12 protein-coding genes and 1 pseudogene are annotated in these 12,894 nt (G+C 57.8%); 4 read left to right on the top strand and 9 right to left on the bottom strand.

Translation table 11 applies throughout. The features are described from left to right. Positions 1 to 36 precede the first annotated feature (36 nt). From ACR0K4_RS00065 to ACR0K4_RS00025, 9 genes are all read right to left on the bottom strand, one after another. Positions 37 to 2,256: a PAS-domain containing protein gene (locus tag ACR0K4_RS00065; protein WP_480852360.1), complete on the bottom strand. Its 2,220-nt coding sequence runs from the start codon at positions 2,254 to 2,256 to the stop codon at positions 37 to 39. Next, positions 2,249 to 3,427: an FIST N-terminal domain-containing protein gene (locus ACR0K4_RS00060; protein ID WP_480852359.1), complete on the bottom strand. Its 1,179-nt coding sequence runs from the start codon at positions 3,425 to 3,427 to the stop codon at positions 2,249 to 2,251. The genes ACR0K4_RS00065 and ACR0K4_RS00060 overlap by 8 nt, the downstream gene beginning before the upstream one ends. 45 nt (positions 3,428 to 3,472) lie before the next feature. After that, on the bottom strand, positions 3,473 to 4,156 hold the full coding sequence (locus ACR0K4_RS00055) for a response regulator (protein WP_480515872.1): 684 nt from the start codon (positions 4,154 to 4,156) through the stop codon (positions 3,473 to 3,475). 137 nt (positions 4,157 to 4,293) lie between these two features. Then, entirely contained in the window at positions 4,294 to 6,060 is a 1,767-nt protein-coding gene (locus tag ACR0K4_RS00050; protein WP_480852358.1) for a PQQ-dependent methanol/ethanol family dehydrogenase, read from the bottom strand. Between the two features lie 206 nt (positions 6,061 to 6,266). Next, positions 6,267 to 6,665 (bottom strand): c-type cytochrome, encoded by a 399-nt coding sequence (locus ACR0K4_RS00045; protein WP_480515874.1) that lies wholly within the window; start codon positions 6,663 to 6,665, stop codon positions 6,267 to 6,269. A 123-nt stretch (positions 6,666 to 6,788) separates the two neighbouring features. After that, on the bottom strand, positions 6,789 to 7,328 hold the full coding sequence (locus ACR0K4_RS00040) for an SEL1-like repeat protein (protein WP_480852357.1): 540 nt from the start codon (positions 7,326 to 7,328) through the stop codon (positions 6,789 to 6,791). Between the two features lie 479 nt (positions 7,329 to 7,807). After that, positions 7,808 to 8,251, bottom strand: a complete 444-nt coding sequence (locus tag ACR0K4_RS00035) for a cupredoxin domain-containing protein (RefSeq protein ID WP_480852356.1) — start codon at positions 8,249 to 8,251, stop codon at positions 7,808 to 7,810. A gap of 16 nt (positions 8,252 to 8,267) precedes the next feature. Then, positions 8,268 to 9,230: a YVTN family beta-propeller repeat protein gene (locus tag ACR0K4_RS00030; protein ID WP_480515877.1), complete on the bottom strand. Its 963-nt coding sequence runs from the start codon at positions 9,228 to 9,230 to the stop codon at positions 8,268 to 8,270. Beyond that, positions 9,227 to 10,402: an ABC transporter substrate-binding protein gene (locus tag ACR0K4_RS00025; RefSeq protein WP_480852355.1), complete on the bottom strand. Its 1,176-nt coding sequence runs from the start codon at positions 10,400 to 10,402 to the stop codon at positions 9,227 to 9,229. The genes ACR0K4_RS00030 and ACR0K4_RS00025 overlap by 4 nt, the downstream gene beginning before the upstream one ends. Positions 10,403 to 10,560: 158 nt before the next feature. Between ACR0K4_RS00025 and pedF the strand changes: the two genes are divergently transcribed. The 4 genes and pseudogenes from pedF to ACR0K4_RS00005 form a co-directional block, all read left to right on the top strand. Then, entirely contained in the window at positions 10,561 to 11,241 is a 681-nt protein-coding gene (gene pedF, locus ACR0K4_RS00020) for a cytochrome c-550 PedF (protein ID WP_480515878.1), read from the top strand. A gap of 18 nt (positions 11,242 to 11,259) precedes the next feature. Beyond that, a complete protein-coding gene (locus ACR0K4_RS00015; RefSeq protein ID WP_480852354.1) occupies positions 11,260 to 12,156 on the top strand; it encodes a substrate-binding periplasmic protein in 897 nt (298 codons plus the stop codon). A gap of 71 nt (positions 12,157 to 12,227) precedes the next feature. Next, positions 12,228 to 12,767 (top strand): SRPBCC family protein, encoded by a 540-nt coding sequence (locus ACR0K4_RS00010; RefSeq protein WP_480515880.1) that lies wholly within the window; start codon positions 12,228 to 12,230, stop codon positions 12,765 to 12,767. A gap of 24 nt (positions 12,768 to 12,791) precedes the next feature. After that, positions 12,792 to 12,894 (top strand): annotated as a pseudogene (locus tag ACR0K4_RS00005) ((2Fe-2S)-binding protein); the annotation flags it as partial.

Genomic DNA, 12,894 nt, shown 5'->3' with positions numbered 1-12,894 from the left:
ATTAATCTAATCCGCCACCATTGCACGATGGACATTTCAGTGCGCAGGGATATCGGACAAAGCCGTTTCGATCACCTGTTTCAGTTTTTGCGCATCAATGGGCTTGTGAAGAAGAGGCAGTCCTGCAGAAGCGCAGGCATCTGTAAGTTCCGTCGAACGATTGGCTGAAATGATGCAGGCTGGCAAAGGTCCGAATGTGGCCGCCAAATCACGCACGGCATCAGTCCCCAATTTGCCGTCATTCAATTGATAATCAGCGACGATGATATCCGGTAAAATGCCAATCTCATTCAAAAGGTTCTCGGCATCTTCCTGACTGACGCATTCGAGAACCTGAACGCCCCAAGCCTCCATCGTCATTGCCAACGCGCCACGCAGATTCTCATCATTCTCGATCAAAAGGGCAACTGTACTGCCCAGTGCCTTTGTTTCCGGTGGTCTCACAAGATCGGGCACCGCGTGCTCAGGCAGAGCGGATTGGGCAACCGGAACCTCGACCGAGAACACCGTGCCCTTTTCCAACTCGGACCGCAGAACAATCTTGTGATCCAGCAACTCGCAGGCCCGTTCCACGATTGCCAGACCAAGGCCCATCCCTTCCGCGGCGCTGGCATCCGCGTGCAAACGCTTGAACTCCTGAAAGATGACTTGTTTCTGGTCATCCGCAATACCGATTCCGGTATCCAGAACCTCGATCAGAACGGATTTCCCACGCCGCCGCACGCCGACCAGAACTTTGCCGGAGTCCGTGTAGCGGATCGCGTTGGACAAAAGGTTTTGCAATATGCGACGCAGATAGCTGGCATCGCTTCGGACCAGCACATCAGTCGCGACAAACCGAAGATCCAACCCTTTGGCCTGCGCAACGGGTCGGAAGGAATCTTCCAACTGGGTGAACAAGTCGCCCATGCTGACGGTCGACATGTGAACCGAGACGCTACCTGAATCCAGCTTGGATATATCCAGCAGGGCCTCAAGGATGTGTTCGACGCTGTTCAGCGCACTTTCGGCCTTGGTCGCAACGCTTTGCGCATCCATCGCATTCAACCCGCTGCCCAACGTGGCAACATAAAGCTTGGCAGCAGATAAGGGCTGCAACAGATCATGACTGGCTGCCGCCACAAACCGGGATTTCGAGGCGTTGGCGCGTTCCGCATCGTTCAGCGCATCCGCCAGTTCCACCGTGCGCGAAGCCACCCGTTGTTCCAGCAGTTCCTTGGCCTCGACAAGCGCTTGCGCAGATTGACGCTCGGCCGTGACGTCGGTGAATGAGATCACGAATCCCCGATCCGGCATTTCCTGCGCAAACACCGAAAGGATCTTGAACCGACCGCTGTGCATCTGAAAACTCAGAGGCGGGCGCTCTGTCAGCTTGTTTACCCAGGCCAGCAAATCTGACTCTGACAGTCCTTCTTCGAAACTGATGTTGGTGCTTAGTCGGTTGAACAGAGTTTTGAACTGCGCACCCATCTGGAATTGCGCATTTGGAATGTCCAGCAACTCGCTGGCGCGATTGTTCCAACCGATCAGGCGCAGCTTGCTGTCAAAGATACAGACCCCCTGATCGATATGTTCCAGGGTCGCCCGGATCAGACGCGCCTTGTCATCCAGAATCCGGTCTCTTTCCTGCCGTTCAACCCGCATAATGTCGGTCACATCCGTTTGCAGGATGACGGTGCCTCCGTCCGGCGTGCGGTGTTCCGAAACCTGCGTCCAGCGATTGCCGTTCAAACGCACGTTAAAGACGACATGATCGTCGGTGTGACGGGTCAATCGACGGCGCTGCCAGTCCTGCGGCGAGACGGATTCGGGCAGCGACAGATGTTTGGACTGACTGACCAGTTCGACATATTGCTTGAATCGCAGCCCCGGCGTCAGATGGCCTTGGATATCAGGCATGTGCATACCGAAACGGCTGTTACACAGGACCAGTTCTTCATTGACATTGAACAGGGCGAACCCTTCCTGCACAGTCTCAATCGCATTGGCCAGATCAGCACGCGCGGCTTCGGTTTCCTGGTTCGCATGAGCCAGCCGGGCGTTGGATTCATTCAACAGCTCAAGCGCACGTTCCAGGTCATCGGTTCGGGCGCGCACCTCCTGCTCTAGCATCGCGGCGCGCTGAAACTGCGCGTAGGCCGCGCCGCTTGCATCGGTCGACTCCTCGACCCGGCGCATCAGGGCTTCGGCGATTTTCAGCAGTTTCTTATTCTGCCGATCCAGGGAATCGGACGGGTCCAGCAGAGAGTCAATCATGCGGCACCTTGTCCGGGGGATAGATCGCAACCCCGGTCAGCGTCTGGTTTACATGAATCGAGTTAAATTGCTCACCATAGGTGGAAAAGCCGACAACCCGGTTCTCCGACAGGATGTTAGAAATGGCACCGGTCATTTGCTTTTCCTGCGCTTCCAATCGGCGCAGAATGCAATCACATCCAAGGATAGTGTCCGGCCGTTCATGCTGAGTCAGTGCCGCGATCTCACCTTCCAGATGCGTTACCATATCCATCGGCTCGGCCAGGGTCAGAACCAGCCCTTCATCAATGGCGGAAAAGAAAACCAGATCGCCATTGCCTGCAACCTGCTGGATCGCGCGAACGTGGTGCTGGCCACCGATCTGCACCACAACCGGGTGCGCGGCGAAGGTGAAGGTTGTCAGTTGTTCGGGGTCTTTTCCGAGAATTCGGGCATATTCACGCGCCGCCGGTTCGGCGTTGATCTCGCGCACGATCCGTTTCGCGGGATCTGCTTCGGTCACCACCATACGGTGCGCGGTGGGCACAAGATGGTCCGACTTGAATACCTTGATCGGACAGCGAGTCCGGACTTGCGTCAGAATTGCCGCGTTCTCCAGCGCCTCACCATCATGCAGCACATAGGTGTGTTCAAAGCTGATTCCGTCCCCGGCCGACCCCCCGAACAGCGGAACCGGACCAAGACCCACTGCCAGTTCAGATGTCAACGTATCCTCTTTCGTCGACAGGCCGTCGATCATCAGAAATGTGAACTCATGCTCCCAGTTGGGCTGTACCTCCATCATTTCGTTGCGGTTGCGGATCATCTGATCGATGATTTCCTGCGCCGAGAAACTGTCCAGGTCCGGCACCAGCAGAGTCCGGACCTCAAAATAAGCCGCGGGTAACCCCAGCGCGACAATCTGATCTTCTGCATAGCCCTGACCGGCCAGTTCTCCAGCGGTGGTACAACCCACCACCGGCGTCGGCGCAAACGCCGCCCGCGCCTGACCGATCACTGCCGACGCGTCGGCATTGGCCGTCACAAACAGGATAACCAACGCCAGATCATCCGCACCCAAGGCATGGGTCAGATCAGTGACAGCATCTTCGGTGCCATATCGTGCAAATGCCGTTTTAACGATACCTGGCGAACGGGATTGGGCACCGGCCCACCCGATAGCTTGGTCCATCCAGCCTCCTCCCTTAAAGCGCGTGGATTTCTGAGAGTATGCCGCTTAGCCTTGCTCTTGCAAGACGCTGGCAAAGGACGCTTTGTTGGCGATCAGCACCGCTTGCGTTCGGCTTTGCACCCCCAGTTTGCGCATGATCGCAGTGACATGCGCCTTGACCGTGGTTTCCGCAATCGACAGGTCATAGGCGATCTGCTTGTTCAGTTTCCCCTCGCAGATCAGTTGCAGAATCCGCGATTGCTGGTTGGTCAGCGTCGCCAACCGGCCAACGGCATCGCTTTGTTCGTCCTCATCATCCGGCTGTATCAGCACACAGCCCTCGGGCAGAAACACGTCGCCTGCCAGCACCGCCTCGAACGCGGTGCGGAAAACGTCGCGTTGGCTGTGTTTGGGAACATAGCCCGAGGCACCGGCGTGGATGACCTGACTGACCACCCGATTGTCCGTCATGGACGAAACCACGATCACCGGAGCGTCTGCCGCCGCCTTGAGACGAACAAGACCATCCAGCCCATCCACATCCGGCAGGTTCAAATCCAGCATGACCGCATCGGGCTTTAATCCCCCTGCGATGCGATCCAGCGCCGCTTCAAGCCGGTCCGCGGTGTGAATTTCCCCGATCTTCGCCACGCTTTGCAACGTCATCGACAGGGCATCGCAAAACAGCGGGTGATCATCCACGATCAGCACGTTTTCAAAGTCTTTTTGTCTGGCGGATTTTGCAAGCATGACTTTCAGCCTTCGCAATGGAATTGCCCCAACCTAACAAAGCCTAACAAGGGAATGGAACCACGCCTACTGGCGGAAAGTCGTATAATAAACGCGCGCCGGGTCACGGCGCGCGTTACATCAGCGGAAAGGCCGGATCAGTTGGCCGAGGCCAGCTCTTTCGGCAAGCGGAATGTCCACAACAGGCCGCCCTGGTTCAGGTAGTTGACTTTCTTGGCCACTTCACCACCCCAAAGCGGAACCGCGCCGCCCCAGCCCGAGATGACCGAGACATACTGCTCGCCATCCTGTTCCCAGGTCACAGGTTGGCCAACGATGCCCGAGCCAGTCTGGAACGACCACAGCTTTTCACCGGTTTCATCATCCAACGCGATGAATTCGCCTTCGGGGGTGCCAAAGAACACCAATCCCCCAGCTGTCGTCATCACACCGGACCAAAGCGGGGCATCGTTCTTGTATTCCCACTTCCATTCGCCGGTGTCCGGGTCAATGGCCTTGAGCGAGCCGATATGGTCCTCGTAGTTCGGCTTGATGGTAAAGCCCGCGCCCAGATAGGCCGCACCTTTCTTGTAGGTGATCGGTTCATTCCAGATATCCATGCCCCATTCGTTGGAAGGCACATAGAAGTTGCCGGTTTTCTGCGAAAACGCCATCGGCATCCAGTTCTTGCCGCCCAGGAACGAGGGCGAGGCAAAGATCACTTCGCCTTTCTTGCCATCTGCCGCCGAAGCCGGGTCGCCGGGACGGTTGTCTTCGACAAAGATCGGACGGCCGTTATCATCCACGCCGGAGGACCATGTGATATCCTTGACGAACGGCGTGGCCGAGACGAACCCACCATCTTCGCGGTTCAGCACGTAGAAGTACCCGTTGCGATCAGCGGTTGCGTAACGCTGATTGCCCTCGCGGTCGGTATAGGCGACCACTTCGTTCACGCCGTCATAGTCCCAGCCTTCGCGCGGCGTGGTCTGGAAGTGCCACTTGATGTCGCCCGTTTTGGGGTCGATCCCGATGCGGCTGGCGGCATAGAGATTGTCACCTTTGTTGCCCTCGGTCGGCGTGCCCGCATCGCGCAGCCACGAATTCCAGGGGGCCGGGTTGCCTGCGCCAAAGATCAGCGTGTCAGTATCGGCATCATATGACCCGCCCAGCCATGTCGCGCCGCCACCGGTTTTCCACATATCGCCCGGCCACGTCGCGTTCAGTTCGCCGGTCATGGTGCTTTCTTCGCCGTTCAGCGTCCCCATGTGGCCTTCGATCACTGGACGGGTCCAGACGATATCGCCGGTATTGGCGTCACGAGCCTGCACTTCACCCACAATCCCGAACTCACCGCCCGAATTGCCGGTCACGATCAGGCCATCCACGATCAGCGGCGCGGCGGTATAGGAGTAGCCTGCCTTGTAATCTGCGATCTTGTCACGCCAGACGACGTCTCCGGTTTTCAGATCAAGCGCCACGATCCGCGCATCCAGCGTGCCGAAAAAGATCTTGTCGCCGTAAATCGCTGCACCCCGGTTGACCACGTCACAGCAGGGCAGAATGCCTTCAGGCAGGCGCGCATCGTATTGCCAGACCTCTTTGCCGGTCTTCAGGTCGATCGCATACAGGCGCGAATAGGACCCGGTGATATACATCATGCCATCATAGATCAGCGGCTGCGTTTCCTGGCCGCGCTGTTTTTCACCGCCCAGGCTGAAAGCCCAAGCGGGAAGCAGGTTGCTGACGTTATCCTTGTTGAGCATGTCCAGTGGGCTGTAACGCTGTAAATGCCGACCCATGCCGTTTGTCACGACCTGATTGGTGATCGTTTGGTCATTGGCCAGATCGTCTTCGGTAACTTCTGCGTGTGCTGCGCCCGTTGCCAAAACGCTTGCAACCACCGCCATTATAAACCGGCTCATCTGTGTCCTCCCTAGACTGGTGTCTTTCCTCCACGCCGAATCTCCGACGCGTCGGGATTGTTGGCGAGAGTATTATTCGCAGGCAGGACCATCGGTGAAATTGCACAATGGTCGTAGGGTGCAATTCTCGAATTTCAACACGAATCGCGAAAGTCACCGAAACAGCGCATTCCGGTGAGCTTTGCGTTCTTTACTTTTTGATTCAGTCAGTTCTGCCCCTCAAGGCTGTTCAGATAGGCCAGAATGAAATCCTGAACTGTTCGGTCCTCGATCCCGACATGGCGCATCTTGGTGCCGGGCATGAAACCGTCATTGTCCTCCATCCAGGCGCGCAGGGCTGCCGGGGTCCAGACGATGCCCGATCCAGCCAGCGCCTCGGAATATTCGTATCCTTCAACCGTTCCGGCCTGACGCCCGACAATTCCGTCCAGTTGCGGGCCATAGCTGGGGTCCGTCGCATCCGGAGCATGGCAGCGGCGGCATTCCGAGAAAAACAGGGTCTCCCCTGCTTCGACCTTAACGCGGTCGAATGTGGACTGGGCCAGAACGGGTGAGCCCGCGACAGCGCAGGCGGCAAGGCCAAGGGACAGAACGATGTGTTTCATTTGATCCTCCGAACGTTTGCCGGAGTATACCTTTGCGACTGCTGGCATCGGCTTGACGCACATCAAGCAAAACAGCGCGCGGCCTCATCCTTTGGTCGTAGAAAAGCGGGGAAACAAGCCGTTTCAGAACAGCGGCGCGTATTTCCATTCGTCAGCATCGGGCGTCACTTCGTTCGGGTCATAGCCTGAATCCTGCAGGCGTTTCGCGATCTTCAACCCGTCCTGCGCGGCTTCGTCCACATAGGCGCGGCCAAGCTGTTCATCCTTTGCAACGCCATGCCCGCGCAACAGGTTCAGGCCGTAGTTAAACTTGCCCACCGGGTCGCCCAGATCAGCGGCCCGTTTGTCCCAGGCCGCGGCTGCATCCGGGTCGTAGGGACCGGCCAGCCCGTTATTGTCCAACTGACCCATCCACGTCATCGCGCCGGTATATCCCGCCTCGGCACAGGTGTTGAACAAGGTTCGCGCCAGATCATGGCGGCCTGATTTGGTCATGTAGTAGCCGGACGCGCAGGTGGTCATATCGGTGATGCCATTCTCGATATTGCTCAGAACCTTGCCCCAGCCGGTATCCTGCGGATTGAGCGTGCCGTATTCGTCCTCGACCGTCTGGGCCATCGCCGACGAGGTAAGAAACAGAAAAAATGTGGCGATGCGGATCATGTCAGAACCCTCCGGTTGCCAGCACCATAGCGCAATTGGGACCGGTTTTCATCTCTGCCATGGTCGTAGATGCGGATCACCCTCTGGGCCGCATGAGTGAACGGGGTGGATGCGCAAGTACCCCGCGGCAAGGCCGCGATATCATCGGTCAGATACGTGTCCACAGGACAGTTAGCCCGTCTGTTGCCGACAGATCATACGCGTGTTTGGTGATGGCATGTCGCGCGCCAGCGTCCAATCCCACGGTGCGCTCATCCAGCAGCTAAAATAACAGAGCGCGGATCGGGCAGCGCGCGATTTCCAATCGCCTGCGGTGCCCGCCATTCAGGTCGCATGTCCGTTCGGCCATGCAGAGGTGTTCCAACGCCGTTGAACCTCAGTAACGTGCAAAGCGCGGCTTGCTGGACGTGAAAGCTCGCATCATCAAGGGCGCGCTTTTTCACTTTGGGTTTAGCTGACATTCCGGACAGAACGTCGCGTCACTTAATGGTAATCTCCAGCCGCTGCGTTTCACCGGTGCTGCCCGGCACTTTCAGATAGTAGCTGCCCGGCTTGATCGCAACAAAACCAATTTCCATTTCGCCAGCCTCGTCAAATTCAACGGAATCCAGTCCCAACGGGCGAATTTCCAACCCTTCGACCACGATCTCATCCACCCAGATCGCACGGAAAAACTCCGGGCCGACCAAGGCCAGTTCCTGACTGCCATCGCCCTGAATTTCGAATTCGTAGTAGGTGCCAGATTTCAGCTCCCACGGCGCTTCGGCCAATGGCACGCCCGCAGACAGGGTGATTGGCGGCAGGTCTTCCTTGTTCTTGGCTGACAGGATTCCGGCCAGGCCGAATCCGTCATCAACATCGGCCAGCACAGAAGCGGGCAAGGCCAGTAGGGCAACGGTCGCAAATGCGGTCAATCGAACCATGTTTAAATCTCCCTGTTCAGCTCGTCGGACGGAAGGCAGCACCCCAAGGGAAGCGGCCCACCTTGATCGTCTTGATCGGTTCACGCTTGGCCACGTCCACTACAGTGACATCGCCCGACACGCCGTTTGTGGTGAACAAAAGCGATTTGTCCGCGTTGAAATCCATATGCCAGACACGACGGCCGACAAGGATGTAATCTTCGACCTCATAGGTTTCGGCATTGACAGCGGCAATGTGGTTTGACGGCCCAAGCGCGACAAAGGCGGTCTCGTCCCCGGTTGACAGCTCAAAGCCCACGGGCTGCACCCGGTCGGGATGGACACCGCTGACCTCAAACTCGATCTTGGCCTTTTCGGTCTGGGTTGCCACGTCAAACACGGTGATCGTGCCGCCAATTTCCGAACTGACCCACAGCTCGGTCCCGTCTTTCAGGAATTCCGCGTGGCGTGGCCGCGAATCGACCAGCGTATTGGCGAATAATTCACGCGTTTCGGTGTCGATCCAATGGGCCATATTGGTGGTTTCCGAAGTGGTAATGGCGATCTTGCCATCAGGCGAAACCGCCATTCCCTCGGGTTCGATGCCCACATCAATCTGGGCAATGACCTGACGGCTTTCGGTATCGACCACGGTGGTGATCGCGTCATCCTCGTTGGCGATATAAAGATGCCGGTCATTGGGATGCAGCACAAATTGCTCGGGATCCTCGCCCGAGGGCAGGTCATGTAGAATCTCGCCCGTCTCGGGATCCATGACCTGCACAGCGTCGCTGTCCGACGCACAGATATACAGCACCGAATAATCCTTGGAAAAGGTGATCCCGCGGGGGCGCTCGCCGGTCTCAATCGTGCGGATCACCTCCAGCGTTTCGATGTCGATCACGCTGAGCGTGTCGTCTTTTTCGTTGCTGATCCAAATCTCATCGGCTGTGGCCGGAACGCAAAACGCCGTGGCTGCCAGAATTGCGGGTATTCTCATCCCTGATCCTCCTTGAACGCCTGACACTGGCTTTCAGCTTCATCGATGCCCAACGTGTCCAATTCGCTGCGCTGATGCAGGAACCCCTCTAGCGGCGCCATCGCGACAACCGCGCGGTCGGTGACCAGAGGGATCGGCTGACGCAGCTGGCCGTTCCACGACCGGAAATTCATCGCCCGACCTTTGAAACCTGCCAATTCGAAATCATCCGACAGAATGTAGTCCCGCAAAACCGACGCATCACCGGATTGCGTGCGCGTGACCGCCTCACCCAACGTCCGGTACGCCGCCCATGCAGCATAATCGCGAGGACGCATGGATCGCCCCGTCTGATCGAAAAACCGGTTCTGCATCTGAACCGCCCCCCATTGTTCGACCACGCGCGACCATGTGACGGGCTGCAGACCTTCCGAGCCCGCAACCGGGCGGGCTTCCCATGTGTTGAAGGGAATATAGCGGCCGAAATCGTCCAGCTCATCCGCCACAAGCAGGATGTCATAGTCACCAAATTCCTGTGTGAACAGAGGCACTTCCTGCGCTGCATTGCGCCGCAGATCGGCATCGAACACCCATGTCTTTTCCGCTTTCAGGTCCAAGCCGAATTTCTGCAATGATCGTTTCAACGCGTCTGCAAAAGCGTGATCGCCGGGATGGTCGCCGGAAATCAGAACCAGTTCGTCCCAACGGCGTTTGACAAAGAATTGCACCAGCGCATCGGTGCGCATCACGTCAGACGGCAAAGTATGCAGCAGGTTTGCGCGACAGGCCGCGTCCCGCAGGGCGAGATCGGGGGCGGACGCATTGAACAGCACGGCATCGGCAGCCTCGGGCAAGTCAGCAACATCCAGCTGCGCCTGCATTGGAGCATCGAGAATCACAAACGGGGATGTAGCCAAAGCCGCCTGCGCGGCAGCCAGCCATTCCCCTCCTTCAGGAACCGTTGTAACCGTCAGTTCATAGCTGTGACCCAGAAACTTGGCCGTGGTCAGGTTATCGGCCAGACCCAGTTCCGCGCCAGCGATGCCCAGAGTCTCGGGCACGGGATCAAGATTGGACAGGACCGGTGGGCGGTCGATCTGCTGCTGCAGATACGTCACTGAAATCGAGACCTCGGCCCATGCAAGACCCGGCAACAGCAGCAGGGCCGCGACAATGCCTGACATTCTGATCATCTCTGCGCCTCCTCCCCGGCTTTCAAAGTAAAAGCCCGACTTTGCCGACCCGACCATTCGACCTTAGTCGCAGCCAACGTCGCATCTGCAACCAAGGTCGAATTTCGCGGCGATTCTGCCTGCGCTATGACCGGGGAAAGCATCAGAAGGAGGAGAAGATGCGTCTCGGTTTTTATAGTGCAGCGCTGGTTGCTTCGATGACGGCAAGCATGGCGCTGGCTCATGGCGACGTGGCGCCGCAACCTGTGGACACCGACGCCCTGCCTGACGTAAGCGAGGATTGGCTGATCGAAAACCCCTATCGCGATCAGGGCGAAGAGGTCTGGCAGACCGCAATCGAAATCGGCGATTCCGGCTATAACCAGAACTGCGCGCGGTGCCACGGGCTGGGTGTGGTTTCGGGCGGTCTTGCCCCCGATCTGCGGTATCTGGAAGCGGAAGAGTATGGCGATGAGTGGTATATCGAGCGGTTCCGCGAAGGTTACACCCAGAACGGCATCACCAAGATGCCCGCCTTCGGAGAGCTTCTGGGCCAGAAAGCAGCCTGGGCGATACGGACTTATATCGAGACGCGGCCCGACGATGGCGCGTTGGATGATCATTCCGATCGCCTGAAAGAAATCCGCGACCTGTTGTCCGCGATGGCCGATGGCGCAGAAGGCGACGCCGGTGCCTTGCAGTCAGAGCTGAGTGAAATCGCAACCACAATCGAAACCGCTTCGGGCGCACCGGTTGCGGACAGCGTGGCGCTGCGGGCGGCGGTTCTGATTTCGGGGGACAGCCCGAATTTCGCCGAGGCAGCCGAACAGCTGACCATCGGATTGTCTGCCGCGCAATAGAACGGCAGAGTGGGGCATATGATCGGACGTTACCTTATTCTCTCCCTGTTGGCCGCCACCCTCACCGCGGGCTCGGCGCTGGCCAGATGCGAAGATCATGTGCCCCAACCCAAACCCCAGAATGCAAGCCGCGATATCGTGGGGGCGGACCTCGATACCATCATCGAGCGCGGGTATATCGAATTCGCAGCCTATGAAGATTTTGCACCCTGGTCGTTTGAGAAAGATGGCAGGATTCAAGGCGTCGATATCGAGATCGGCAAACTGATCGCGGAAGACCTGGGCGTCGAGGCGCGGTTCAATTTGGTCACCGCTGGGGAAAATCTTGAGGCCGATCTGCGCAACTGGATCTGGAAGGGCCCGCTGATCAACGGGCGCGTGGCCAATGTCATGCTGCACATCCCCTATGACAGTGAATTTGCCTGCCGGGTCGAACAGGTCGTGTTCACCGGCCAATACCATGATGAGGAAATCGCCATTGCTTATCGCAAGGACGAATACCCCGAAGACCCGCCCGTCCCCGCCTATTTCCGCTTTGATACGGTTGCCGTGGAAAATGACTCGATAGCCGATTTTTACCTGTCGGCTTTTCCCGGCGGGCAACTGTCGCGCAACGTGCGGCGTTACCCTTCGGCGGTCCAGGCGATGGAGGCACTCGCCGCAGGCGAGACAATGGCGGCAATGGGCCCGCGCGCTCAGTTAGAGGCCGGGCTGACACCCGATCTGGGTATTCACACCCCACCCCTGCCCGGATTTGCCGTAAGCACATGGACCAGCGGCGTGGCCGTTCATTTCGCCTATCGCGGCCTCAGTTATGCTGTAGATGACGCCATTTATGCTGCTTTGCAGGACGGGCGCATCGAACAGATATTCTCGGCGCACGGGCTGACCCATGCGCCACCGAAACTGCGGTGACTACGCCCAAGGTCTTATAGGCATCGGGCAGATCACCGCGTAGCTTACCAAAAAATACTGGAGGGAGTGACATGGAACTACATGACAGCCGCGTCATCGCGGCCCCACGTTCCAAGGTCTGGGACTCATTGTTATCTGCAGAGGTTCTGAAAGACTGCGTGCCCGGATGTCAGGAGATGACCGGAACCGCCGAAGACGGCTTTGCGGCCACGGTGGTTCAGAAAGTTGGCCCGGTGAAAGCCACCTTCAAAGGTGCCGTTACCCTATCTGATATGGTTGATCAGGAAAGTGTAAAGCTCTCGGGCGAAGGCAAGGGCGGAGCCGCCGGTTTCGCCAAAGGCGCGGCGGACGTCACCCTGTCGGATGTCCCCGAAGGCACGCTGCTGGCTTACAATGTCGACGCACGCGTCGGGGGAAAGTTGGCGCAGCTTGGTGGTCGTGTCATCGACGGCGTGGCCAAGAAAATGGCGGATCAGTTCTTTGAGAACTTCCAAAGTGCGGTCGAGGTCGCGCCACAATCAGCCCCTGCCGCACCTGCGGACGAACCGGCAGGACAAGCTGAAGAAACAGACGAGAAAAAGGGATGGCTCAAGCGCGTGTTTGGCGGTTGAGCCATAGATTTCAGGGAGGAAAATCTGATGAAGATTTCTATGACTGTGAACGGATTATCTGTGAGCGGTGATGTTGAGGGTCGGACGTTATTGTCTGGATTTTTGCGTGATCAATTGGGTTTGACGG

It is taken from the genome of Ruegeria sp. K11, from assembly GCF_056531905.1.
This window is presented reverse-complemented; position numbering and strand designations above follow the sequence as displayed.